Genomic DNA, 23,944 nt, shown 5'->3' with positions numbered 1-23,944 from the left:
ACGGCAGGGCGCACTTCCTGGAGATGAACACCCGTCTCCAGGTCGAACACCCGGTCACCGAGGCGGTGTTCGACATCGACCTCGTGGCCCTCCAGATACGCGTCGCCGAGGGGTCCGCTCTCCAGACTCTCGTGGCGCCCGAGAACGACCCTCAACGCGCGCGTGGCCATGCGATAGAGGCCCGTCTGTACGCCGAGAACCCGGCGGACGCCTGGACCCCGCAGACCGGCACCCTGCACCCGGCAGGAATTTTTCGCCGCCCCCCATCGAATTCTCCGACTGCTGTCCCCAACTGCCGCGCGAGTATGGGCCGTTCCCGGGTTCCCATCTGCCGCGAAAGGGGATAGCCATAGGGTGCGGCCACTGGCCGTGGGGGACCGGCGACGGGGGGAACGCCACATGTTCTTGTCTCGATGGAGCGAGTCCCGGGCGAGACCATCTCTGCGCGGACGCGTCACACTGCTCTGCCTCTTCCTCCTCCTCGTGGGCAGCCCCTGGGGGCAGCGACGCGCGGAGGCCTACTACGTGGAGAACTTCGGGAGCGAGACCCGGCGCCGGCTGGTCGAGGGCGCGTTCGTCCCGAGGTGGGACCTCTCCTCCGACGCGTACATCGACTACGTCGGCCCGAATCTGATGATCGTGCAGGACGTCAGCGTCCTGCTGCTGCTCGTGGCGCTCGCCCGGGTGATGTCGCGGTCGCGGGCCCGAGGGGTGTCCGGCTGGGCCCGCTGTCTCGTCGCGGGTGTGCTGGTGTCGGAGATCGTCGCCCTGCTGCGCTGGTGGATGCTCGACACCTTCGTCGACGGACTGCCGCTGTCGGCCGAAGGCCTGCGCTACGAACTCCTGCACTCCGCCCTCTCCTTCGGCCTGCTGGCCGGAGTCCTGCTCGCCCTTCTGACCATCGGCCTGCCGCCCGCGCGCAGCTCCGGGCCCGCCCGCGCCACCAGACCGTCGCTCCTTCGGAGAAAGGAAGCTGCCACCATGACGACGACCCCGCAGGCGCACATGCCGGTCGGAAGCGTGCCGGGTGACGTCACCCGGTATCTGTGCGCCGCGGCCTACGTCGACGAGGAGTTCGCCGACCGGGTGGTGGAGGGCGTCCTCGCCGACGAGGTCAGCGCCGTGGCGCCCTCGCCCGGCGTCGACCTGGTGGCGGTGGCCCACCACTGCCTGGCGGCCCAGGAGATACGCCGCAGACGCGACCTGCGACTGGCGGGGGCGTTCGCGGTCGTCGCACTGCTCGCGCCGCTGTGGCTGCTGTTCAGCTCGCTGTTCCTCTCCTTCACCGCCGGCGTGGGCCGCTCCCGGGCCGGTCACGCCACCCGGGGCCGACGCCAGCCCGGCAACAGGGCCCTGGTGAGTACGGTGGTCACCGCCGCGGTCGTGGTGCCCTTCGCCTTCCCCCTCGGCTCCGCCATCGCGTCCCTGCCCGTCTCCGGGTTCATGAGCTGGCTGCTCGGCGCCTACCTGTCCGGGATCCCGGCCGTCCTCGCGTCCGTCGGCGCGGTGGTATTCGCGTACGTGACGGTCGTACGGCACGAGTTGAGCATCGACCAGCTGCTGCGCACCACCATGACCCGCGCCGCGTTCGCCCGGCGCCGGCTGCCGGCCCTGCCCCTGAAGCAGTGGATCGTCAACCGGATGGCGGTCGTCAAGGAGGCGCGGGACGGAAACGTCACCGTCTACAGCGGATACTCACCGTTCATCGGCTACTCCCCCGCCGCCTCCAACTGGTCGGTCGCCGTACCGCTGCTGCCCTCGGACGACCACGTCCACAAGAGCGCGCGCCCCGGCGGCCCGGACGCCTTCGACGTCGTCGAACTCGTCGCCCACGTCCGCGAACACCTCCGCACGGTCGCCGCGCGCGGCGACGCCGACCGGGCAGCGCCCTCGGTGGCTCCCGAATCCCTCGGGTCCCTCACCATCGAGGACCGGGTCTTCGTGAACGGCACGACCATCGGCGAGGACCCCCGGTTCATGACCACCGCCGGCCTGACACCGGCCGTGCGGCTGCCGGCCGAGGCGGTGGAGGAGATCATGCGGCGTCCGACGGGCGCGGTCCGCCACCATCTGGCGGTCCACGTCCCGTTGTGGGGCGACGACGTGGTGCCCAGCGTCTTCCTGCACTTCTCGACCGAGGGCAGAACCCTGCACCTGCACTGCGGCAACCATGTGCTCGGTCCGGTGGGCGCCGGCTACCACGTCGTGGACCGCCTGCGCGACCCCCTCACCCCCGAGCGGCAGCGCGGGCTGCTGGCCGACGCCCTGCCCCGCACCGGCCCCGCGTTCTTCGCCGCGCCCTCCCGCGCGCTGCGCCAGGCACGTTTCGAGACGCGGCGCACCCGGCGGATGGCGGACGAGCTGACCGCCATGGAACAGGACCCGGTCTTCGACTACGGTGCCCGCGTGAGCCTGCGGGAGATCGCGACGAGCCCCGTCTACCAGAACTACTTCCAGGTCGTGGACGCCAACCGGGTCACCTCGGCCGTGCAGCGCCACACTCTCGCCGCGATACGGGAGTTCCTCGACGCACGCGGCTACGACACCACCGACTTCCGCGCCCAGCAGCAGACCATCCTCAACCAGGGTGTCATCCAGCAGGGCGGGACGAGCATCATCGGCAACCAGGCGATCGGCACCGGCGCCAACGCCACCCAGACCGTCACCCGGAAGACCGGCCCGGCCGCCACCGCCGGCGCCCAGAAGTAACCTCGGAAGGAGGGGTCCGCCGATGAGCGGCAGCAACGAGCCCGACCGTCCCGACCCGCCCGTCAACAACGGCCTGGTGATCAACGGCGGCACCCACTACGTGGGCAACCAGGCGATCGGCAACCAGGCCCAGGCGTTCTCGGGCTCGGTCGCCTTCCAGCCGCAGGACGCGGCACAGACGGCCGCCCGTACGGCCGAACTCCTGGCGCTCATCGAGCAGTTGCTGTCCGAACACCGCGAGTCGCTGCCCGACCCGGAGTCGACCACCCGCGAACTACGGCGCCTGCGCGAGGAACTGGACGAGGAGGAACCCCAACCAACGGTCCTACGCCGCGCCCTGGCCCGCCTGACGGATTTCGTCCAGCCGGTCACCCCCCTGGTCGTCGCGGTGGGCGAACTGACGCAGACGGTACGGGGGGCACTGGGGGCTTGAGGGACGGGGGACGGGGGACGGGGGACGGGGGACGGTGACACCGACTCCCTTGACGTCACCACCACACCCCGGACACTTACAGCACGCGGTACACCCGCTCGGTCACAGGCGGGTGCTCGTAGGATTTCGCACAGCGGTATACCTGCAGTTGTTCGTCTCCCAGTTCGATCCCGGTCGGGTCGCCCACCGGCGGGTAGCCCGGCCGGTCATCAGCATCGGTGTCCTCAATCGGGCGCCACCCGCCTGCGTCGTGCCCGTTCCATTCGCTGAGGCCGATGGTGAACAGGGGCTCGGTCAGGGAGCCGCATTCGCAACATGGTGGGTCGGCGCTGTCGCGGTCATCGGAGGAGACGACCCCCCAGCCGCCGACCTTCCAGCCCGGAGCCACCGCGAACTCGACGTAGTAGTGGCCGGTTTCTTCCTGCCACGCGTCCACTCGCGCACGTATGTCCGCGCCCACGGCAGCGGGCAGTTGCTCGACCGCCGGATATTCGCTCGCCTGCTCCGGATGCAGGACACACGGGGCCGGCCAGTAGTCGGCCCGCTCGATCACGGTCGGCTCCGGGGGTGGCGAAAGGACCGCGGTGACCTCGTCGGCGCGGCGCCAGCGTACGTGGATGGCCGGGAACTCGTCGTCGTGGTCCATGAACGGGCACCACAGGATCTGCATCAGGTCCGCGTCATCGGGGCAGGGCAGGCCCGGGACGTCCCGGGCATAGAGCTGAGCCACGGGCAGCAGGGGAACCGGACCCGCATAAGGGCTGTCGATCTTCTTCGGTTCGTCCCGGTCGAGGATCGCCTGTTCCTCGAACGTGAGCTGCCGCTCGTCATCCGGCTGTGCCCACCGGGCGACCGAGAGGTGATGCGAGGCGCGCACCGTTTCCAGCTCCTCCACCTCGTACACCTCGTGCGACCGCGTGCAGGTCGGCCACGGCTCGTTCTGCGGCCACAGCAGCGGACCGCCCAGCGAGCTGTCCTCGATCGTGGGTGAACCCGACCGGGGATGCAGTCGCGTGACGTTCCTGGACATCGTGGCCAACTCCGGGAACACCGCGGTCAGGTCCAACGGGCGCGGCGGCGTCGTACGCGTCATGGGTTCTCCTCTGGCGTGCCCTGGGCCTGTCATCGAAGCACGCGGCACTGACAGTCCGGTCTCCATGCACGTCAGGAGGGAGAGGTGGGGGAGGAACGTCTACCGGGCGCGCTCTCGGCAGGAGGCGCTCGTGGACGCCGACTCGTGAACGCCGCCGCCGACAGCGCGGCCGATTCCACGGATGCCGTCGTCCCGATGCTCGCCACGCCCCGGCGTCCTGAAGCCGGACTCGCCGCGGGCCGGGAACACCCGGGCCGCGGCGAGAAGGTGAAGCCGAGGACTCGGGGAGTCAGCTGCCACTGATGGTGATGGTGAAGTCCGTGATGGGGACCAGGTTCGGGAACGTACCGATGAGCGCCGGCGTGCCGGTGAGAATGTCGACGCTGTAGAAGGACGCCCTGCCGCCGTACGGCGTGAGGGAGGCGAAGGCGAGGTTGGAGGTCGTCCTGCCGTTGGTGGTGGAGCTGAAGATGTCGTAGCCGGCTTCGAGGTTCGCGTCGAAGCCGAGCAGGCCGGTCGCGACGAGGTTGCCGGCGTTCGGGGGCGACTGGATGGTGATCTGGTCGTTGTAGGTGTCCACGTCGGTGAGCGTGGTGCCGGTGGAGCCGACCAGGTCGTTGTTCGTGTAAGCGGCGCCGGTCACGCCGGTGGCGGCCGTGGTCGTCGGCGGGATGTTCAGGTTGCTGTCGGCGACCGTGGTGCCGTCGTTCAGGTTGTGCCGCAGGTTCTGGCCGTTGTTGCTGATGACCCGCAGCCGGTCGGCCGCCGGGTTGAAGTCGATGTCGAAGGACGTGCCATAGAGCGCGACCTTGAGCTGCGAGACCTTGGTGACGACCACGTCGGGGGTGGTCGGCGGGGTGGTGATCGTGTAGATGCCGCCCTTCTCGCCGAGCCCGTACATGAGACCGTTCTGCACGCGGTGGTCGATCCCGACCAGCTTGGTGTCGCCGCTGAGTCCGGTGACATCCTTGACCCAGTTGAGGGTCCCCGGCTTGTCGGTGGTGAAGCTGGCCATGGTCAGGCCGTCAGCGGTGATCCCGAACGCCTGCAGCGTGGGGGTGGCGGTGACGGCGGCGGTGCTGGAGCCGGGCGAGGTCACGATGAGCGCGGTCGCCGCGGACACGGCGGCGACCGCGGCCGCGATTCTCTTCCTGGTCCCGGATTTCATGGCTTTCGGCATGGTTACCCTCCCGTTTGAACTCAGGTCACTGGGTGGCCCGCGCCCCGCGAATTCGAAGTGGTCGGTCCCTTTCCGAAACGGCCCCCGGGCGTCGGGCACGGTTCTCATTAAGCCCAGGCCACAGCACCCCCACAAGGGAATCGAGCCATGAGAACGCCCCGATAAGGGAACTTTGCGCACTGTGACAAACACTCCGCCCGCACACCCTTCACCGATTCACCCGGAGTGATAAATGCCCGTCCGGTTTTCGCCTGTCGACCCCCTCACCCTGAGTGACATGCTCACGCGTATGGGGAGCCTCTTCGCCGAACTGGCCCGGCAGGCGTCGACCAACGCCCGCCGCGAGGTCGAGACATACGTACGCGAGATACCGGAACTCGGGACCCTGGACACGAACTCCCGAGCCAGGGCCGAGACCCTGGAGTACTCGGTCTGGTTCCGGCGCCGTACGGTCGAACTGGCCCCGGAAAACGGCATGTTGACCGACGACGACCTCGCCTACATCGCGTCGATGGGCGAGGCGCGGGCCTGCGCGGGAATGTCGCTGGACTCGCGGCAACAGGTCCTGCGCGTCCACACCGAGCTCATGCTGCGAGAGATCAACGAGGCGACGGAGGCGCAGCGCGGCGGCGACCTCGACGAACTCATGCGCCTCATGGGCTGGTTCGCCCCTCAGGGCGAGCGCGGCATCGGCGCCTATCGTCAGGGCTTCGTGACGGTGTTGCGACGCCGTATGTCGTATGTCGATCAAGTTGCCCTGCTGGCATGGGCCTTGCTCTCCGAAAGTCCGGCGGCGGAGGAGTTGGCCCAGGTCGCGGACATGGAACTGGCCACGGCCTACACGGTGTTGGTGGTCCGGGTACCGCACGGCCCGGGCGGCGACCGCGACCTGGTGTGCGACATCGAGGCGCTGGTGAAGACCCACCAGGTCCCGGTGGCATGGTTCCCGGAGAGCGGCGACAGCGATGGTGACGGCGGCGGCAGAGGTGGTGAGCTGATCGCCCTGGTTCCGGATGTCGCCCAGGAGGCGGTACCGGACCTCGCACGAGATCCCGTACCGGCCTCTGCCGTTCCCGACCTCGTTCCCGACCTCTTACGGGACGTCGCCGACGCCCTCGGCCGTCCCTGCGCCGCCGGCACGGCCACCGCACCGCTGACCGGCCTCGCGGACGCCGTCGACCGGGCCCGGCGGATCAGCAGGGCGGCCCCGCTGCGGCGAGCGTCGACGCGGCTGCGAGCGCACACTCTGGCGGACGTCTTCGTCGAACTCGCCGTCGTGGAGGTCCCGTTCCTCGACGAATGGCTGCGGACGACGGCCCGGCGCCTGCAGCCCGGCCCGGACCTCTTCGTCACCCTCGACGCGTACTACCGCCACGACATGAACCGCGGCCCCACGGCGGCGGCCCTCAACATCCACCCCCGGACCCTCGACTACCGCCTCCGCCGGGTACGCGAACTCACCGACATCGATCCGGGCTCGACGCACGGCGTTCGGGTCCTCACCGCCGTCGTCGCCCGGGATCTGTCGGGGGCGTGGCACTGACCCGTACTGCGGGAACGTACGATCCTCGCCCTCGCCCCCCCACGTATCACTCACCAGTGGTGGTGGGCGGCTCGCTCAGGAGACCGGATGTCCGAACGCCCGCCGCGTCCGCCCGAACACCCGAACGCCCGGACACGAAGAAGCCGCCGCCCGCAGGTGCGGACGGCGGCCTCCCGGTGTGTTCGGCGCCTTGAGGAACGCGGGGAACCTGAGGAACGTACGGCCTACGCCTTGATCGCGGCGGTCTCCGCGCCGCGCGGCGACTCGACCGGGCTGTCGCCCTCGGCCCCCCGCACGTTCTCCCGTCGGCGCGGGATGAAGGAGGCGAGGGCGAAGGCCAGCAGGGCGGCTCCGGCGCCGATGGCCATGACGACCTTGAAGCCGTTCTCCGAAGGCAGGGCCATGCCGCCGAAGTCGGTGGTCATCTGGGCCAGGATCACACCGGCGAGGGCGCTGGCGAAGCTGGTGCCCAGGGACCGCATCAGGGTGTTGAGGCTGTTGGCGGCACCCGTCTGGGTGGGGTCGACGGCGCCCATGATCAGGGCGGGCAGCGCGCCGTAGGTGAAGCCGATACCGGCGCCGATGACGCAGGAGACCAGGACCAGGTGCCAGACCTCGGACATCAGGAGGAGGTTCAGGCCGTAGCCGCCGGCCACGATCAGCGCGCCGATCATCAGGGTGACCTTCGGGCCCTTGGCCTTGGTGACCTTCGCGGACACCGCGGACATGACCATCATCACCAGGCCCTGCGGAGCCAGCACCAGGCCGACGGTCAGCATGGACTTGCCCAGGCCGTAGCCGGTCTGCTCGGGCAGCTGGAGCAGCTGCGGCAGGACCAGGGACATCGCGAACATCGAGAAGCCGAGCGCGATCGAGGCCAGGTTGGTGAACAGCACCTGCGGGCGGACGGTGGTGCGCAGGTCGACCAGCGGCTGCGGGGTGCGCAGCTCCCACCAGCCCCAGGCCAGCAGGATCACGACGGCCGCGGCGCCCAGGCCGAGGGTGGTGCCGCTGGTCCAGCCCCAGTCGCCGCCCTTGGAGACGGCCAGCAGCAGGGACATCAGACCGGCCGCGAGGCCGAGCGAGCCGACCAGGTCGAACCGGCCGCCGGCGCGCACCTTCGACTCCGGCACGATCAGTACGACGAGGACGAGGGCGACGACACCGAGGGCGGCGGAGACCCAGAAGAGGATGTGCCAGTCCCAGTTGTCGGCGATGAACGCGGCGCTGGGCAGCCCCAGTGCGCCGCCGACACCGAGCGAGGCGCTCATCAGCGCGGTGGATCCGGCCAGCCGGTCGGCGGGCAGCGCGTCACGCATGATGCTGATGCCGAGCGGTACGACCGCTGCCGCGAGGCCCTGCAGGGCGCGCCCGATGATCATCGGGGTGAGGGAGTCGGCGAGCGCGCAGACCACCGAGCCGGACACCAGCAGCACGATGCTGACCAGCAGCATCCGGCGCTTGCCGAACATGTCGCCGAGCCTGCCCACCACCGGGGTGGCGACCGAGGCCGCGAGCAGGGTGGCGGTGACCGCCCAGGCGGTGTCGGACGCGGGGGCGTTCAGGAGCTTCGGCAGCTCGGGGACGATCGGGATGACCAGGGTCTGCATCAGCGAGACGACGATCCCGGCCAGGGCCAGCACCGCCACCACGGCGTTCGGCCTCGGCGGCGCGGATGTCCCCGCTCCGGCGGGACGGGTAAGGGCGTTGGACATGGCGGAAGGCCTCCGGGGGGCGAGTCGTGGGATCGAGTCAGGTGCTCGACTCGGATGCTCAGATTGCTTGACTTAGGCAAATGTAAATTGGATTGCTTGACTTACGCAAGTTCATTCAGGGGTGAGGTGTGGTGGCGTGGATCACAGAGGGCTGGAGAGGGCCGGAGAGGTGACCTAAGGGGGTGGAACCTAGGGGATCAGGGGCTCGTACGGGTCGCGTCCCCACTCGGAGTCGCCGAGCGGATAGGTGTAGGCGGGACGTCCCACGTTCCCGCTCGTCCGGAAGGGATTGCCCTGGTTGTCGAGGCGCATCGTGCCGTGCCGGTCGCCGCTGGACCAGTCCAGCTCCAGGTACCAGCTCACGTTGTGCGTGCGTACGTCGGCGAAGACGTAGAAGACCTCGGGATCGGACTCGCTCACCTTGTACGGGAAGTCACGCTGCCCGGCCCTGGGCGAGACCGTTGGCCGCCCGGCGTCTAGGTTCACGTCGAACGCCACGGTCTCCACGCCGCCACCGCACCCGACGCCCATCGAGTAGTCGTTCCAGGCGAGCGGAGCGCTCTTCTCCACCACCCGCACATGCAGCGCCTCCAGGACGACGGTCGCCTTTCCGGTGCCCTGCACGGTCAGCGCCAGCATCTGCTGCCCGGCGGTGACCCCTCCGAGCGCGGTGACCCACCCGCGGGCGTCCGGCTCGGTCGGCGGTGGAGGCACCTGCTCGGGCTTCTGGTCGATCAGGATGTGCGGGCCGCAGGGGTCGTCCCACTTGTAGGGGTTGACGGCGACGGTGGGGGCGGTGGCCCCGTCCTCGGCCTCCTCGCCCTGCACCAGCGCCCCGGCGCCGGAGGTGGGAGAGGGGGAGACGGAGGGGGAATCCGTGGGGCTGCCGCTGGGGGAGGCGGTCGGCGGCGCCGACTTGCCCTTCGCGCCGGCCGGTCCGGAGGCGGCGGGCCGGTTGTCATCGGACTCGGAGGCCGCAGCGCCCACGGACCGCTTCCCGCTCCGGTCGTCACCGCCCTCGCCGGGTACGAGGTTCACCACGAACACGGCCGCGACGACAACGGCGACCACGGCGGCACCGGCGAGCACGGCGGTACGCCGACGCCGAGCCGGGGGAGTCCCCGCCGCCTCCGTCACAGCCGCCCCGGTTGCCAACTCCTCCGTCGGCGCCTGCTGTTGTTCCCCGTCCGGCGTGAGGGGTGTGACGGGTGGGACAGGCGTGGCCGCCTTCTGTCCCCGCATGGCATCCGCGAGGATCCACCGCCGATGCAGCTCCACCAGTTCCTCGGGCGTCGCCCTGCACAGCCGGGCGAACCGCTCCACGGGGGCGTAGTCCGTCGGTACGGCGTCCCCGTTGACGTACCGGTGAAGCGTGGACGCACTCATGTGCAGCCGCTTCCCGAGCACTCCGTAACTGAGCCCGGACCGCTCCTTCAACCGGCCCAGCAGCTCCGGGAACTCATCGCCCGTCACCGTTCCTCCCTCTCTTGGCGTCCCGGGCCGCCGTTCCAGGCGGAGGTCGTTCCCCCAGGTCAAAGGGGCTGCGGCCATTCCAACGTTCCGGATGCTTCGTCAATTGTGGTGCCTGGGACGGATCTTGGCACAGGCTCTGGTCATCCAAGCACGCCGCTTCCGGCCCCCGGTCGGGCGGCCTGCCTCCGGACACGTATCGCACCGAGCGCACCGAGCGCACCGAGCGCACCGAGCGCGCAGATCACGTCAATCGCATCAGGGGAATCACATGTCCGCACGTACCGCCCGCACCCGCCTGCTCGCCGCCGCCGCGCTCACAGCGGTCACTCTGACTCTGACGGCGTGCGGCAACGGGGAGGGCGCCCGTGACGAGGGAGCCTCCAACTCGTCCCCCACGTCCACCTCCTCGTCCACGACGAGCGGGGGAACGTCCACGGACGCGGGACAGGCCGACGCCAAGAACTCGACGGGCACGACCGGTTCCACCGGCAGCACGGGTACGACGGGTACCACGGGTACCTCGGGCTCGACCGGAACCAGCGGCACGACCGGTTCGAGCGGGACGACGGGCTCCACCGGCGGCACGGGTTCATCAGGTGGCACGGGTTCCTCGGGTTCCACGGGTTCGAGCGACTCGGAGTCCGAGTCCAACTACACGCCCTGTGCCGTCAGTTCCACCAGGACGACCGCCACCGCGGTCTCCCGCCCGCTGAACCACCTCCTCCTCACCGTCACCAACACCGGCTCGGAGCTCTGCGACCTCCTCTACTACCCGGCCGTGCGGTTCGGCGAGGCGCAGTCCGTCCCGCCCGTCATCGAGGACTCCCAGCCGCAGGCCGTGGTCACGCTGGCCCCGGGGGAGTCGGGCTACGCGAGCGTCCTGCTGTCGTCGGCGGACGGCAGTGGCACGGACGGCTACACCGCCAGGAGCCTGAAGGTCTTCTTCAACAGCAAGAGCACGAGCGCCGCCCGTCCCGCGCTGCCCGCGAAGGGCGTGTACGTCGACAGCTCGGTCGCCGTCACCTACTGGCAGTCGGACATGGCCGACGCCCTGACCTGGTGACGCCGTGCCCGGCCCCGTAAGGGACTTAAGGGGCGCAAGGGGCACGTGCACATGACTGTCGGCCCGTCCGAGGGACTCCCTCGGGCGGGCCGACAGGTGTGTCAGCTCACGGCGTACGCGTTGTACACCGTGGTCGTCGCGCTGTCGCCGTGGGTGTCGGTGACCGTGGAGCGCAGGCCGACCCGGCCGCCGGACGCCGGGTTGTGGACGGGGACGGTCCATCGGCCGTCGGACAGCTTCGCCGGGGAGGCGTGCCAGTGGGCTCCGTTGTCCGTGGTGTACCAGGCGTGAACCGACTTCACACCGTCCGACAGCCGGCCGATCGTGCTGTCGCCGGTGCCGTCGCGCTGCATGCCCAGGACGACGGTGGTGGTCGCTCCGGGGGGAGCCTGGTTCCTGCTGTTGAGCGAGTTGGGCCAGAACCGGGTGATGTAGTCCCGGATCTGCTGGTTCTTGCCGGCGTCCGCGTAGAAGCGCAGGCTGAGGCTGGAGCTGGTCGACAGCGAACCCGCCGGGAGGCTGCGCCGCCCGGTCTCGGTGACCGTGTACCAGCCCGTGCCGGGGATCCGGAGCTGCGGGCCGAGGTCGCCCCCACGGGTGTAGTCGTGCGAGTAGAGCGTCTTGCCCGCGTGGGTCAGCTTCAGGTTGCCGGCGGCCAGCGTTCCGCCGGCCGGGAGGGTGGGGTCGGCGAACAGGTTGACGCCTCCGAAGTACAGCTGGTGGTACCAGGTGTACGGCAGCTGCCCGCCGGGTCCCCAGACCGCGTGGCCGATGTTCAGCGCGGTCGTTCTTCCGGCCGCGTACGCGTGGAACGAGTTGTAGACGAGGTCGTGGCCTTCCTGGCTCACGCTCCACTGGCCGGGCGGGAGGTGGACGCCGAAGGAGTCGGGCAGCTCGCGCTGGAGCTGGAGCGTGTTCGTGTGCATCGAGCAGGCGTCGCCGCCCGCCGTCTGGTTGTCGAACGTGAACTCTGCCTGTCCGCTGTCCGGGCCGGAACGGGCGGACACCTTGAGGGTGGTCAGCCCGGTCTTTTTGATCGTCGCGGACACGCCGGCCGGCACGCCGCCCCGGTGCGTGGCGGACGCCAGCCAGAAGTCGCCGCCGGTCGCCGAGCGGGGCTCGTACGCGGTGGCGTAGGACAGTTCGTACGCCTTGCTGCTCGTCGGGATGACGTACAGGTGGCCCGATTCCGCCGAAAGGCCCATGACGGCCGGGCCGTTGTCGGCGGCGCAGACGTACGCGCTGACCATGTGGTCGTAGCCGCTGCCCGGGTTCGGGCTGAGCGAGACCTTGAGCTGGTGCCCCGTCCGGGCGTCGAACGTCGTCTTCGTGGCGCCGGAGACCTTCACGCTGTGACCGCCGACGGCGGCTCCGTCGCCCTGCGCGTCGGTGAAGGAAGTGGCGAGTTCGTAGCTGCCGTTGGGCAGCGACGCCGCCTTGTTGCTCTCGATGTAGCGGAAGTCGGACGTCGTCGTGTTGTAGACCGCCACCTGGGCGTAGACCGGCTTGCCGCTCCGGTCCAGCGTTCTGACGGTGAGCGACCCCTTGGTCGCGGCCGACGCCGTGGAGGCGCCGGTCAGGAGAAACGGCGCGAGTACGGTGACGACACCCGCGACCACGGCGGTTCGCCGCATGAAGCCCCCCAAGGCTGTGTGGATCAGGCGAACCGGTGTTTGGGTGCGCGACCCTCAAACTCCCTCAAGACAGCCCCGGGTTGGTTCACAGACAGGTCGCCCGTGGACAAAAAATCGGCCACGTCACCGCAAAGACCGTCAGGACCAGGGCAGACCGGGGTCATGACTCCGGGGAGGTCTGCTCCTCCTGCGGGATGTCGCGCTTCTCCAGTGGGCGTACCGCGGGTCCCTGGAGGATCCGGCCGTCCGGGGCGAACCGGGAGCCGTGGCACGGGCACTCCCACGCCTGCTCCGCGTCGTTGAAGGCCACGATGCAGCCGAGGTGGGTGCAGCGCGCCGACACGGCCTGGAGTGAGCCGGTCTCGTCCCGGTGGACGGCGCACTGCTGCCCGCCCAGCCGGAGCACCGCGCCGTGGCCCGGCGGGATGTCGCCCACCGAGGGAGCCGTCATGGCCGGCAACCGGTCGCCGACGAAGTGCCGGGCCACCTGCGCCTGGTGCTTCAGGAACGACAGCCCCTCGCGGACCACCGGCGCCAGCCGGCGCGGGTCGTACAAGCCGCTCCAGGGCACCGTACGGCCGTTGATCTGCTCGCTGAGCAGACGGCCCGCCATGATGCCGCCGCTCAGGCCCCAGCCGCCGAACCCGGTGGCCACACAGGTGTGCCCGCTGCCGTGGTGGAGCGGCCCGACCAGCGGTACGGAGTCGGTGGAGTCGTTGTCCTGGGTGGCCCAGCGGTGGGTGAACGTGAGGCCGGTGAAGTGCTCGTCGGCCCAGGCGGACAGCCGGTCGAACCGCTCCTCGACATCGGCGGCGCCGGGGGTGAAATGCTCCCCGGTGACGATCAGGAGGCGCTTGCCGTCGCCGTACGGGGCGCTGCGCACGGAGCGGGTGTCGCGTTCCGGCGTGATGTACATGTCGCGCGGGGCACGGTCCTCGTCGATCGTCGCGGCGACGACGAGTTCCCGGCGCGGGCTGAGCCGGGTGAAGAGAAGGGCCCGGTCGAAGATCGGGTAGTGCGTGGCGATCACGACCTCGCGTGCGCGGACCGACACCCCGGCGTCGGTGCGCAGGACGCAGGGTTCGCCCTCGGTGAGACCGACGACGCGTGTGCCCTCGTACACCGTGCCGCCGCGCCTGAGCAGGTCCTCGGTGAGCGCCAGCAGGTACTTGCGGGGGTGGAACTGGGCCTGTCCGCTCACCCGGACCGCGCCGGCGACCGCGAAGGGCAGGTCGGTGCCGGTGACGAACTCGGCCGGCAGGCCCGCCTCACGCGCGGCTTCCGCCTCCGCCCGCAGCTCGGCGACGTGCCGGGGATCCTCGGCGTAGGTGAGGGCCGCCGCCTCCTCCCACTCGCAGTCGATGCCGAGCTCGTCGACGAGTCCGGCGGCGTACCGGATCGCCTCGGTCTGTGAGCGCGCGTACAGACGGGCGCCCTCGGGACCGCGGGTGCGGCGCAGATGGTCGTAGATCAGAGTGTGCTGGGCGGTCAGCTTGGCCGTCGTGCGGCCGGTGACGCCGGCGGCGACGCGGTCGGCCTCCAGCACGGCCACCTCGCGCCCCTGCCGGACCAGCTCCCAGGCGGTGCTCAGTCCGGCGATGCCGCCGCCGACCACGGCGACGTCCACGGTGAGGTCACCGGACGGCGGGGGAGCCGGGGCGGGCGGGGGCGCGGTCTCCAGCCAGTAGGAGCTCTGGATTCCGTTTCGGGGGTTCATGGCGGCCGAGTGCCCCTGGTGGTGTGCGATACGCCCCGACCGAGAGGTCTTCATTCCGTCGGCCTGGGTACCCGAGGTCGTGCGGAAGACCGCCAATGCCCGCCAATACCTCAAATGAGGAGGAAAGCATGAGCACGGTCAAGGAAGCAGTGGACGTCGAAGTTCCCGTCCACACCGCCTACAACCAGTGGACTCAGTTCGAGGAGTTCCCGAAGTTCATGGAGGGCGTCGAGGAGGTCAGGCAGCTCGACGAGCGGCACAACCACTGGACCACCAAGATCGGTGGCGTGAAGCGCGAGTTCGACACCGAGATCGTCGACCAGCTGGCGGACGACCGGATCACCTGGCGGTCCGTCGGCGGCGACACCCAGCAGCGCGGTTCCGTGCGGTTCGAGCGCATCGACGAGACGCACACCCGTGTGGAGCTCACGATGGAGGTCGAGCCCACCGGCATGGCCGAGAAGGGCGCGGACGCGCTCGGCATGATCGACCGCCGCGTCAAGGGCGACCTGCACCGCTTCAAGGACTACGTCGAGGAGCGCGGCGGAGAGACAGGCGCCTGGCGGGGCCGCATCAAGCCCGGTGACCCCGGCGCCGGCGCGACCGCGACACCCGGTGTCCCCGGCGCGACGGGTATGCCCACCACGCCCGGCACCCCCGGAACGGCCGGCAGCCCCGGTACGTCCGGAATCCCCGGCACTCCTGGTGTCCCCGGGTCCGGTACCCGCGGCACCCCGGGCGCGCCCGGTACCCCCGGTCCGCTGATCTGACCAGGGAGTCCGCTCACCCCTCCACGCCGGTGGCGTCGTGCGCGGCGCCCACCGGTTTGGACTCGGGGGAGCCTCGTTGGCGGAGGTAGATGGAGAGCACCGCCATCGAGGCGACGGCCAGCAGTTCCGACTGCCAGTTCTGCAGCGTCCGGTTCCAGAAGTCGGCGGCGCCGAGGTAGTCGGCCCAGCTCAGCGGGGCCTGCAGCTGCCGCAGCCGCTGTTCGTTGTAGGCGGCCGTGCCGCTGACCGACTGGACCAGTCAGGACAGCACGAAGACCGTCCCCATCACCAGCAGCAGAGAGTGCGAGTACACGGCGCGCCGCCAGCCGTCGGCCCTGGCCCACTTGGGCGAGTCCGGCCTGGCGTGCGCGCCGACCCGTTGCTCCCGGTCGGACTCGGTGCCGGCCTTGTGCATCTCCTTCGACTCCGGGGAACCGCGCTGCAGCAGCCAGACGGTCACGCCGATGTAGAGGAAGAACTGCAGGTACTCCGACTGCCAGTTCTCCGCCACGTCGACAGCGAAGTCGGACGTCGTCACGTACTCGCCCAGCGAGATCCGCTGGAGCTGGTCGGCGGCCAGCTGGTTGTTGAATTCGGCGTGACCGGAGACCGCCTGCCCGGCCAGGGTCAGCAGGAACGTGACCAGGAAGAACAGCCCGAGCGCGTTGTCCCGCACAAAGCCCCGCACGCGCCCGGTCATCGGTGCATCAGTCCCAGGGTCGCCGAGTAGGCGAGACCTACCGCGATGATCCCGATGACGACGACGAACATGACTCTCACACCTCACCCGCCCTTGATCCGGAACTGGTACGGCACCTTCGGGCGCGGTTCGCAGCCGGCGGCCACGACCTTCCAGCCCGAGGTGAAGTGGGAGAGGAACAGGGTGTCCGTGGCGAGCACGGCCCGCGCCTGGTTGCCGTAGACGTCCGTCCGCCGCACGCTCCCGCCCGGCTTCAGCGACTCCTCGCTCACCGCCTGCGCGCACGGGCTGCCGGCCGACTGCTCCAGCTCGTCCACGGTCGCGGGCGCGAGAACGGCGCACACACGGTCGTACGCCCCCTCGGTGAGCGCCTTTTCGAACACGGCCGTCGTGTCACGCACGTCGTCCCGCCGTTCCGCCACCGTGCCGCACCCGCCGAGGGTGCCGACGGCCAGCAGCACGGCGACCGTCCTCGTGTACGCACTCCGGGGCATCCGCCCACCTCCCCCGGCAGTAGACCGCGACCGGCCTCGCGCGAACGGTCACCGCGCCCCGGCCCTCCCCCGGCCGGCCGATCGGTGAGCGGGCCGGCCGGGCGGGTGGGTCAGCCGGCCGTCGGCCGGTCCCCGCGCAGGCCGGTGGCGCCCTCGCGCCAGGCGCCGAGGAGTGTGTCCGCGAGACGGTTCTCGAGGTGGACGGTGGTACGGATCCCGAACACCACGTCGGCGTCCAGCTGCGGTTCGCCCTCCAGGAGGCCGCCGACGACGTCATGCCGTACGACCTGCTCGTGCACCGCGTCGGCCGTCACGTGCTCGGTGTAGAACCGCTCGGCCGCCGGGCCCGCGCCCACCCGGCGCATCGCCTCGGCGAGGCGGCGCGAGGCCGGGGACGAGGTCACCTCGACGGTGGCGAAGTGTCCGACGAGCGCCGCGCGCAGCGCCCGGTGCAGCCCGAACAGGGACATCAGGTTGACGACGGCGAGCATCTCGGCCGGTGCCGCGTCGACGTAGTGGCCGTACGTGGTGTCCAGCCGCAGGTCCTCCATGAGGTCGGCGAACAGCTGCGCGTGGATCTCGTCGGCGCGGCCCCCACCGAACTCGTCGAACTCCACGGCGACCATGGCGGCCTTGGCCCGCCCGTGGAGCCGGGGGAGGACCCAGGCGTGCGGGTCCGCTTCCTTGAGGTGGTAGAGGGAGCGCACCGCCGCGTAGGCGCGTACGTGGTCGAGGGTGCCCTTGTCCCGGAGGAAGTACGAGACGCCGCTGCCGTCGTCACCGACCGGTTCGATCTGGAGCTCGTCCAGCGCCTGTTCGGCCGTCTCCGTGTCGTCGACGGGCACGTCCGCGCGCAGCGCGCTCAGGAAACGGTCCTCGATCTCACCGCGGCAGGCCAGCAGGCCGCTGTCCCACTCCAGGCGGTCCGGGACGCCCTCGAAGCCCTGGTAGTGCAGCTCGTAGAGGACGTACAGGGCGAGTTGAAGGTCGTCGCCGTACGGGGAGCAGCTCTCGGGAGGCGGCACGGGAATCGGGGCGCGCCCGGAGTCCGCTCCTCGCAGCCGGGCCATCACCGCGGCGGAGAGCGGGCCGCGCGGCTCGGGCAGCGGCGGCGGCCGGAGCCGGAACTGCTGCCGGGAGAGGGCGGGGGAGGTGACGGGCGAGGGGGTGTTGGTCATGAGGCGTCGCCTCCTTCGCTCTCTCCGGTTTCCGGTTCGCGGCGTCGGCGGCGGCGGTGGCTGGTGTCGCACCAGGGGAAGTCGCGGCTGCGCCGGCAGGTGCAGATTGCCACGGTGAAGCGGTCGGAGACGGTCACCTCGCCGTCCTCGCCCACCACTTCGACCGGGCCCTCGACGAGCAGGGGTCCGTCGCGCTGGACGCGGACACGGCGCGGACGTTCAGACGTGTTCGGCACGGATCACCACCAGCTCCTCCGTCGTTCCGCCGTCGGCGGTCAGCCCCTGTTCCCGCAGCCAGGTGAGCCGGGAACGCAGCACACGGCCGTAGGGCAGCCGGGCCCGGTCGGTGACCTCCGCGCGCAGGCCGGCCCGCTCCAGGCGGGCCAGCGTCGTGTCGACGCCGCACAGGTGCGAGTGCACGATCAGCAGGGTCCCCTTCGGCCGCAGGACCGTCGGCGCGGTGTCGCAGATACGGTCGATCAGCAGCCGGCCGTCCCTTCCGGCGTCCCAGGCCCTGGCGGAGCCCCGGGGCGGCGCCGTGTCCGGGGCGGGCACGTACGGCGGGTTGCTGATCACCAGGTCGAAGCGGCCGCCGGGCACGGCCGAGGCCAGGTCGCCGTGGCGCACCCGCAGGGTCTGTCCGTTCAGCAGGGCGTTCAGCCGGGCGGTGGCGAGCGCCCGCCAGGAGATGTCGACGGCGGTGACCCGCCCGCCGAGCCGGGCCGCCTCGACGGCGAGCAGACCGTTTCCGGTGCCGAGGTCCAGTACGTCCGTCCGGTCCGTGACGACCTCGCGGCGGATCGCCCGCCGCATGAGCAGGGTGTCGGTCTGGGGCGCGTACACACCCGGGGGCACCCAGTAGCGGAGCCGGGGGGCGGTGGTGAGGGCTTGGGCCTCGACGGTCATGGCAGCCCTCTCAGTCCGAGCCGGGTGCCGACAGAGGCCGCTCGGCCAGGGCCAGGGCGACGCCGTGGAGGTTGTCGGCCATGGCGCGTCCGGTCCGGTGCGACCAGTCACGGCCGCGCTGCTCGTCCAGGTAGTCGGGCCCCGCGCCGGGGCCCAGGTGCCAGTACGTCCAGGCCTGGCCCGGAATCGTGTAGCCGACGTCCGCGAGGGCCCCGGAGATCTCGCTGATCACATGGTGCGCGCCGTCCTCGTTCCCGGTGACCACGACTCCGGCCACCCGGTTGTAGGCGACGGGACGGTCCTCGTCGTCGGTCTCGGACATCATCGCGTCCATCCGTTCGAGGACGCGCTGCGCCACCGAGGACGGCCGGCCCAGCCAGGTCGGCGAGGCGACGACGAGGATCTCCGACTCCAGGAGCTTCGCGTGGACCTGGGGCCACTCGTCGCCGTCGCCCGCGTCGGTGACCACGCCGGGGGCCAGGTCGAGGTCGACGGCCCGTACGGAGTCCACCTCGACGCCGAGTTTCGAGAGCCGCTCCGTGACGACCGACGTCAGTGCCTCGGTGTTGGAGGGCTCAGGGGACTTCTTGAGGGTGCAGTTGACGACAAGTGCTCGCACGATCGCTCCGACGTAGGGGACAGTCGGCCCACGAGTACCCCCTGGCAGCAGACGTAACGGGCGACGGGCATGCCCCCGTCCCGGGACGAGCCCGGAGGTGACGACCCGGGCGTGGCCTGCCGGCCGTCGTGGCTTCACCGGGACTTCACCGCATCCCCCACCTGGAGTATCGTCCTGGCGGTCCTCCTGTGCTTTCGCTGTGGCGGGCGGACAGCGGGACACGGGGCACAGCGGGGGGCGACAGGGGGCCGCAGGGGGAGCGTTCTGAGGCCGGAACCGGGAGCGTGCTCCGTCCATCTTCATGTGTCGGGAGCCCCTGGCAGATTTCGCACCGCAACTGATCGACAAGAGTCCGGCACATCGAATGGGAAGTCACACATGCCGCCACGAGTGGTCTCGCGAATAAACACCCTCTGGCTCGTGGCGGGTGTGGCGGCGCTCGGATTCCTTGTCGCGCTGGAGATCGCCGCGCGTCACTACGGCCTGCCGGGGCCGGTCACCAATCAGTTGCAGGAAGTGATATTCCCGCCCAAATCGGGGCCCCTGCTGTACGCGAGCATGGCGTTGATGATGGTGGTACTCCCCTGGCGGCAACGGTTCGTCGCCGCCGGGGCGGCGGTCGGTATCGACGCCGTCCTCCTGCTGGTGCGGTGGGCGGCCGGCGCGGGGGTGGGCGGGAGCCACTGCTTCGGCAACGGCGCGCTGTGGGTGATGCTGGGCTGTGCGGTCGTCGCCGTCACCCGCCGGACCGGCCGGGAGCGGATGCTGCTGCTGAAGGGCGTGGGGCTCGGCCTGCTGCTGGTGGCCGGGCGCAAGGTCGGCGACACCTGGCTGCTGATCACGTCGAAGACCCGCCCGACGGTGCTCGACCAGTACGTGGCGACCGCCGACCACGCGCTGGGTGACCCGTCCTGGCTGGCGGGCCGGATCGTCAGGGCCACGGGCCCGATCGGCACCCACCTTCTCGACTGGGTCTACATCCAGCTCGCGGTGGCCGCCGTCTGCGTCGCGCTGTACCAGCTGCGCAACGTGGCCGCCGAAGGCCGTTTCCCGGGCCATCACGTGGTGCGTACGTTCCTGGCGATCGGCCTCCTCGGCCCGGCCGTCTACATGGTCTTCCCCGTCGTCGGACCGGTCTTCGCCTACGGCCCCGGCGCCTTCGGCACGGGCGGCGGACACTGGGCGGTGGCCAACCTGTGGCCGGACGTACCGCTGCCGATCGGCACCCCGAAACCGATGGGGTACGACGGGATCACGCCCCGCAACTGCATGCCCAGCCTGCACACGGCATGGGCCACCGTGATCTTCGTCCACTCCCGCAGGGGCCCGCGCTTCCTGCGGTACGCGGGCACGTTCTGGCTGGTCGCCACGGTCTCCGCGACCCTCGGCTTCGGCTACCACTACGGCGCGGATCTCCTGGCCGGTGTGGTGTTCGCGCTCACGGTGGAGGCTGCCCTGCGCTCGCTCGACCGGGGCTGGGACCGCTCGGCGACCAGGCTGGTCGCCCACGGCACGACGGTGTTCGTCGCCCTTCTGCTGTCGTACCGCTATCTGCCGACGCAGATGGCCGACCGGCCGTGGGTGTTCGGGCCCCTTCTCGTCCTGGCGATGCTCTCGGTGATCGACGGCTACATACGGACCACCAGGAAGTGGGAACCGAAGCAGTCGTCGGCCTGGCGACCGGAACGGCGACTCGAACTGGTCTGAGGCGGCCCTCCTTTTCTCCCGGATCGCCCGCTCGGACCGCTCGTACCAGCAGGGGATCCAGCCGTCCAGGGGGCTTTCTCCCCGCTTTCGGCCTGGGCTGGCCTCAGCTCCGAAGCACCTGCCTGCAGGAGTGATCACGCGGCGATCCGTGCCTAGCGTGATGTCACATGCCGACCTTCTTACCGACCTCCCGATCCGGTGGGCGCACGGGCCTCGCGGCGCTGCTGGCGGCCACCGTGCTCGTCACCGGGTCCTCCGCGGCCACCGCGCAGGCGCCTTCCGCACACTCCGCAGTCGACTGCGGTACGCACGACGCGGTCCGCCGGGCACTGCACGTCCTCACCGACCGCGACGGGATCGCCGGAGCCGCCGTCCTGTCGACCGACCCCGGCGCGCAAGCGCCCTGCCGGCGCTGGTCCGAGGCCGCCGGTACGGCCGACCTGGGCACCGGACGCCGTATGAACGCCGCCGACCGGCTGCGCGTGGGCAGCGTGACCAAGACGTTCACCGCGACGGTCGTCCTGCAGCTCGTCGCCGAGCGCCGGCTGTCGCTCGAAGCCCCCGTCGACCGCTACCTGCCCGGTCTGGTCGACGCACACGGCTACGACGGCCGCCGGATCACCGTACGACAACTCCTCCAGCACACCAGCGGACTGCCCGACTACCTCGACGCTCCCGAGTGGGAGCACTACGAGCGGCTGCGGTACCGCCACTTCGAGCCCCGCGAACTCGTCACGCGCGCTCTCGACCTGCCGCGCCCGCAGGGCTCGTGGCACTACGCCACGACCAACTACCTCGTCCTGGGCATGATCGTCGGCGCGGTCACCGGCCGTACGCCCGAGGCCGAGATCACCCGTCGTGTCATCGAGCCGCTCGGACTGCGCGACACCTACTGGCCCGGCGACGCCACCCGCGTCCAAGGCCCGCACTCCCACAGCTACTTCACCGACGCCGAGGGCCGGCGCGTCGACGGCACCGCCTGGAACATGACCTTCGGCGGGGTCGGCGGCGCCCTCGTCTCCACCCCGGCCGACCTGAAGCGGTTCGCCACCGCCCTGTTCGACGGCCGGCTGCTGCCCGGCGCCCAACTGGCCCTGATGCGGCGGACGGTGGCCGCCGACCCCGACCGGCTGTGGCCCGGCGCCCGCTACGGGCTCGGCCTGATCTCCTCGCCGCTGTCCTGCGGCGGGACGTGGTGGGGGCACGGGGGCACTGTCCCCGGCGGTCACCGGGCGCTGGTCGCCGTAGGCCTCGGCGGCCGTAGCGTCGCCGTCGCCCTGAACCAGGTGCCGGACTCCCTCCAGGCCGAACACGACTTCCTGGACCTCGTCGACGCCTCCCTCTGCGGGGACGGGCCGTCGGGCGAGAGCAACGCTCCCGAACAGCCCGAAAGGACCCACGCGTGAACGGCTCCATCTCCCCTGCGACTCCCGCCCCCGCCGAAGGCCTGCCGCACCGGCTTCTGGCCCGCACCGCCGCCGGGGCCGCCCTGTGCCTCGTCGGCGCGCTGACCGTCGCCGCGTCGCCCGCAGCCGCGCAACCCGTCCGGGCGGCGGCCGAAGACCCCCTGGCCCGGTTCCACCACCAGGACCTCGCCTGGAAGAGCTGCCTGCTGGGACCCGACGACGCGACCGGCAAGGAACTGGACCAGGCGGGTGCCCGGTGCGCCGACGTGACCGTCCCGCTGAACCACGACGACCCGGGCGGCCGTACGATCACCGTCGCGATCTCGCGGATCCGGGGCACCGACACCGCGCACCGCGTCGGCGCGCTGCTGCTCAACGGCGGTGGCCCGGGCGGGCAGACGCTCGGCGACCCGCCCTGGGTGCGCACGTCGATGAAGGAGGTCGCCGAGCGCTACGACGTGGTGGGCGTGGACCCCCGTTTCGTCGGCCGCAGCACACCACTGGACTGTCACTGGCCCACCGGCTCCTTCATCCGGGGGGCGGGGACCGACCGCGCCGACTTCGACCGCTCGGCGGCGTTCGCCGCGGAACTCGCCCGCCGCTGCCGGACGAACGAGGGAGACGTCCTGCCGTACGTCACCACCCGCAACACGGCGCGCGACATGGACGTGATCCGGGCCGCGCTCGGCGAGCGCCGGATCTCCTACCTCGGTTACTCGTACGGGAGTTACCTCGGCCAGGTGTACGCCACGATGTTCCCCGGCCGCACCGACCGAGTCGTCCTCGACGGCGTCATCGCGCCCGACCGCTACGGCCCCCGGCTGCTGCGCGGTACGGAACGGGCCAACCGGCACGCTCTGGAGGGCTGGGCCGCCTGGGCCGCCGCCCGCAACACCACGTACGGTCTGGGCGGCACAAGGAGCGCGGTCCTGAAGGCAGTTGACCGTGTCCAGGCCGCCGCCGGACGTACGCCCCTGTCGGTCGGCGGTCGGCGGGTGGACGCGAACGTGCTGCCCGTCATCGTCCTCAACGGCCTCTCGCAGGACAACGACGCCGCGTACGGCGCCTTCGCCGAGGCCGTCCAGGACCTGCGGCGCGCCGCGGCCGGCCACCCGGTGACCCCGTCGCCCTGGCTGGCCGACGCGCTCGGCTTCCTGCTGACCGGCTCGGACTCCTCCTACGGCAGCGTCCAGACGGCGATCCTGTGCGGCGACGTGGCAGCGCCGCGCGACCCGGAGACGTACTGGCGTGATGTCCGACGCGCCCGTGCGAAGGACGCGTTGATCGGTCCCCTCACCAACAACATCGGGCCCTGCGCGTTCTGGGACGCGCCGCGCGAGCGTCCGACCACGATCCGCGCCGACCTGCCCGCCCTGCTCGTCAACGCGACCGGCGACCCGCGCACCACGTACGAGGGCGCGAAGACCGTGCGCGGCGACTGGCCCTCCTCCCGCCTGGTCACCCTGCGCGGCGCGGACCAGCACGCCGTGTACGGCGTCTTCGGCAGTTCGTGCGTCGACTCGACGGTCAACGCCTACCTCGCCACGGGGCGTCTTCCGGCCAGGGACCTGACCTGCGAGCGGGTTTCCGGCTGACATCCGGCG

General features: G+C 71.0%; 18 protein-coding genes and 3 pseudogenes. 9 read left to right on the top strand and 12 right to left on the bottom strand.

The genetic code is table 11. From position 1 onward, the window contains the following. The 3 genes and pseudogenes from STRTUCAR8_RS49940 to STRTUCAR8_RS21210 all read left to right on the top strand — a co-directional run. A pseudogene (locus tag STRTUCAR8_RS49940) lies at positions 1-239 on the top strand (ATP-binding protein); the annotation flags it as partial. A gap of 160 nt (positions 240-399) precedes the next feature. Next, a complete protein-coding gene (locus tag STRTUCAR8_RS21215; RefSeq protein WP_006377936.1) occupies positions 400-2,709 on the top strand; it encodes a hypothetical protein in 2,310 nt (769 codons plus the stop codon). 22 nt (positions 2,710-2,731) lie between these two features. Continuing rightward, positions 2,732-3,142, top strand: a complete 411-nt coding sequence (locus STRTUCAR8_RS21210; RefSeq protein WP_006377928.1) for a DUF5955 family protein — start codon at positions 2,732-2,734, stop codon at positions 3,140-3,142. Positions 3,143-3,218: 76 nt separating this feature from the next. Here the strand turns inward: STRTUCAR8_RS21210 and STRTUCAR8_RS21205 are convergent, their stop codons facing one another. After that, on the bottom strand, positions 3,219-4,235 hold the full coding sequence (locus STRTUCAR8_RS21205; protein ID WP_006377930.1) for a hypothetical protein: 1,017 nt from the start codon (positions 4,233-4,235) through the stop codon (positions 3,219-3,221). A 289-nt stretch (positions 4,236-4,524) separates the two neighbouring features. Further along, positions 4,525-5,415: a DUF4394 domain-containing protein gene (locus tag STRTUCAR8_RS21200; RefSeq protein ID WP_006377918.1), complete on the bottom strand. Its 891-nt coding sequence runs from the start codon at positions 5,413-5,415 to the stop codon at positions 4,525-4,527. A 277-nt stretch (positions 5,416-5,692) separates the two neighbouring features. Between STRTUCAR8_RS21200 and STRTUCAR8_RS21195 the strand changes: the two genes are divergently transcribed. Then, positions 5,693-6,958, top strand: coding sequence for a PucR family transcriptional regulator (locus tag STRTUCAR8_RS21195; RefSeq protein WP_234372481.1), 1,266 nt, complete (start codon positions 5,693-5,695; stop codon positions 6,956-6,958). Positions 6,959-7,182: 224 nt separating this feature from the next. Here STRTUCAR8_RS21195 and STRTUCAR8_RS21190 read toward each other — a convergent pair whose 3' ends face one another. Next, on the bottom strand, positions 7,183-8,673 hold the full coding sequence (locus STRTUCAR8_RS21190) for an MFS transporter (protein ID WP_006377924.1): 1,491 nt from the start codon (positions 8,671-8,673) through the stop codon (positions 7,183-7,185). Between the two features lie 189 nt (positions 8,674-8,862). After that, positions 8,863-10,146, bottom strand: a complete 1,284-nt coding sequence (locus STRTUCAR8_RS21185) for a transcriptional regulator (RefSeq protein WP_044472587.1) — start codon at positions 10,144-10,146, stop codon at positions 8,863-8,865. 268 nt (positions 10,147-10,414) lie between these two features. On the opposite strand from STRTUCAR8_RS21185, the gene STRTUCAR8_RS21180 reads away from it, so the two are divergent. Beyond that, a complete protein-coding gene (locus STRTUCAR8_RS21180; RefSeq protein ID WP_006377922.1) occupies positions 10,415-11,209 on the top strand; it encodes a DUF4232 domain-containing protein in 795 nt (264 codons plus the stop codon). Positions 11,210-11,310: 101 nt separating this feature from the next. On the opposite strand, the gene STRTUCAR8_RS21175 is transcribed toward STRTUCAR8_RS21180, so the two are convergent. Both STRTUCAR8_RS21175 and STRTUCAR8_RS21170 read right to left on the bottom strand, forming a co-directional pair. Further along, on the bottom strand, positions 11,311-12,843 hold the full coding sequence (locus STRTUCAR8_RS21175; RefSeq protein WP_044472592.1) for a hypothetical protein: 1,533 nt from the start codon (positions 12,841-12,843) through the stop codon (positions 11,311-11,313). 160 nt (positions 12,844-13,003) lie between these two features. After that, entirely contained in the window at positions 13,004-14,560 is a 1,557-nt protein-coding gene (locus STRTUCAR8_RS21170; protein WP_044472591.1) for an FAD-dependent oxidoreductase, read from the bottom strand. Between the two features lie 128 nt (positions 14,561-14,688). Between STRTUCAR8_RS21170 and STRTUCAR8_RS21165 the strand changes: the two are divergent. Further along, a pseudogene (locus tag STRTUCAR8_RS21165) lies at positions 14,689-15,153 on the top strand (SRPBCC family protein); the annotation flags it as partial. Positions 15,154-15,343: 190 nt separating this feature from the next. On the opposite strand, the pseudogene STRTUCAR8_RS21160 reads toward STRTUCAR8_RS21165, so the two are convergent. From STRTUCAR8_RS21160 to STRTUCAR8_RS21135, 6 genes and pseudogenes are all read right to left on the bottom strand, one after another. Beyond that, positions 15,344-16,030 (bottom strand): annotated as a pseudogene (locus STRTUCAR8_RS21160) (DUF6766 family protein). Positions 16,031-16,113: 83 nt separating this feature from the next. Further along, positions 16,114-16,524 (bottom strand): hypothetical protein, encoded by a 411-nt coding sequence (locus STRTUCAR8_RS21155; RefSeq protein ID WP_006377921.1) that lies wholly within the window; start codon positions 16,522-16,524, stop codon positions 16,114-16,116. Positions 16,525-16,634: 110 nt separating this feature from the next. Next, a complete protein-coding gene (locus STRTUCAR8_RS21150) occupies positions 16,635-17,702 on the bottom strand; it encodes an iron-containing redox enzyme family protein (RefSeq protein WP_006377932.1) in 1,068 nt (355 codons plus the stop codon). Next, a complete protein-coding gene (locus tag STRTUCAR8_RS21145) occupies positions 17,699-17,938 on the bottom strand; it encodes a CDGSH iron-sulfur domain-containing protein (protein ID WP_006377925.1) in 240 nt (79 codons plus the stop codon). Before STRTUCAR8_RS21145 ends, STRTUCAR8_RS21150 begins: the two co-directional genes overlap by 4 nt. Continuing rightward, positions 17,922-18,608 (bottom strand): HemK2/MTQ2 family protein methyltransferase, encoded by a 687-nt coding sequence (locus STRTUCAR8_RS21140; protein ID WP_006377920.1) that lies wholly within the window; start codon positions 18,606-18,608, stop codon positions 17,922-17,924. The genes STRTUCAR8_RS21145 and STRTUCAR8_RS21140 overlap by 17 nt, the downstream gene beginning before the upstream one ends. A 10-nt stretch (positions 18,609-18,618) precedes the next feature. Then, the gene (locus STRTUCAR8_RS21135) at positions 18,619-19,227 is read right to left on the bottom strand and encodes a flavodoxin family protein (RefSeq protein WP_006377934.1); all 609 of its coding nucleotides are present in this window, start codon (positions 19,225-19,227) and stop codon (positions 18,619-18,621) included. A 378-nt stretch (positions 19,228-19,605) separates the two neighbouring features. On the opposite strand from STRTUCAR8_RS21135, the gene STRTUCAR8_RS21130 reads away from it, so the two are divergent. From STRTUCAR8_RS21130 to STRTUCAR8_RS21120, 3 genes are all read left to right on the top strand, one after another. Continuing rightward, positions 19,606-20,934, top strand: coding sequence for a phosphatase PAP2 family protein (locus tag STRTUCAR8_RS21130; RefSeq protein WP_044472586.1), 1,329 nt, complete (start codon positions 19,606-19,608; stop codon positions 20,932-20,934). 167 nt (positions 20,935-21,101) lie between these two features. Next, positions 21,102-22,340, top strand: coding sequence for a serine hydrolase domain-containing protein (locus STRTUCAR8_RS21125; RefSeq protein ID WP_006377929.1), 1,239 nt, complete (start codon positions 21,102-21,104; stop codon positions 22,338-22,340). Beyond that, on the top strand, positions 22,337-23,935 hold the full coding sequence (locus STRTUCAR8_RS21120; protein WP_006377927.1) for an alpha/beta hydrolase: 1,599 nt from the start codon (positions 22,337-22,339) through the stop codon (positions 23,933-23,935). The genes STRTUCAR8_RS21125 and STRTUCAR8_RS21120 overlap by 4 nt, the downstream gene beginning before the upstream one ends. The last annotated feature ends 9 nt before the right edge of the window (positions 23,936-23,944 follow it).

It is taken from the genome of Streptomyces turgidiscabies Car8 (assembly GCF_000331005.1).
Classification (GTDB): Bacteria; Actinomycetota; Actinomycetes; order Streptomycetales; family Streptomycetaceae; genus Streptomyces; species Streptomyces turgidiscabies.
This window is presented reverse-complemented; position numbering and strand designations above follow the sequence as displayed.

Excerpts from the sequence above, each read along its gene's own strand:
- STRTUCAR8_RS21215 (WP_006377936.1), top strand. The coding sequence starts at position 400 with ATGTTCTTGTCTCGATGGAGCGAGTCCCGGGCGAGACCATCTCTGCGC.
- STRTUCAR8_RS21210 (WP_006377928.1), top strand. The coding sequence starts at position 2,732 with ATGAGCGGCAGCAACGAGCCCGACCGTCCCGACCCGCCCGTCAACAAC.
- STRTUCAR8_RS21205 (WP_006377930.1), bottom strand. The coding sequence starts at position 4,235 with ATGACGCGTACGACGCCGCCGCGCCCGTTGGACCTGACCGCGGTGTTC.
- STRTUCAR8_RS21200 (WP_006377918.1), bottom strand. The coding sequence starts at position 5,415 with ATGCCGAAAGCCATGAAATCCGGGACCAGGAAGAGAATCGCGGCCGCG.
- STRTUCAR8_RS21195 (WP_234372481.1), top strand. The coding sequence starts at position 5,693 with ATGCTCACGCGTATGGGGAGCCTCTTCGCCGAACTGGCCCGGCAGGCG.
- STRTUCAR8_RS21190 (WP_006377924.1), bottom strand. The coding sequence starts at position 8,673 with ATGTCCAACGCCCTTACCCGTCCCGCCGGAGCGGGGACATCCGCGCCG.
- STRTUCAR8_RS21180 (WP_006377922.1), top strand. The coding sequence starts at position 10,415 with ATGTCCGCACGTACCGCCCGCACCCGCCTGCTCGCCGCCGCCGCGCTC.
- STRTUCAR8_RS21175 (WP_044472592.1), bottom strand. The coding sequence starts at position 12,843 with ATGCGGCGAACCGCCGTGGTCGCGGGTGTCGTCACCGTACTCGCGCCG.
- STRTUCAR8_RS21170 (WP_044472591.1), bottom strand. The coding sequence starts at position 14,560 with ATGAACCCCCGAAACGGAATCCAGAGCTCCTACTGGCTGGAGACCGCG.
- STRTUCAR8_RS21155 (WP_006377921.1), bottom strand. The coding sequence starts at position 16,524 with ATGCCCCGGAGTGCGTACACGAGGACGGTCGCCGTGCTGCTGGCCGTC.
- STRTUCAR8_RS21150 (WP_006377932.1), bottom strand. The coding sequence starts at position 17,702 with ATGACCAACACCCCCTCGCCCGTCACCTCCCCCGCCCTCTCCCGGCAG.
- STRTUCAR8_RS21140 (WP_006377920.1), bottom strand. The coding sequence starts at position 18,608 with ATGACCGTCGAGGCCCAAGCCCTCACCACCGCCCCCCGGCTCCGCTAC.
- STRTUCAR8_RS21130 (WP_044472586.1), top strand. The coding sequence starts at position 19,606 with ATGCCGCCACGAGTGGTCTCGCGAATAAACACCCTCTGGCTCGTGGCG.
- STRTUCAR8_RS21125 (WP_006377929.1), top strand. The coding sequence starts at position 21,102 with ATGCCGACCTTCTTACCGACCTCCCGATCCGGTGGGCGCACGGGCCTC.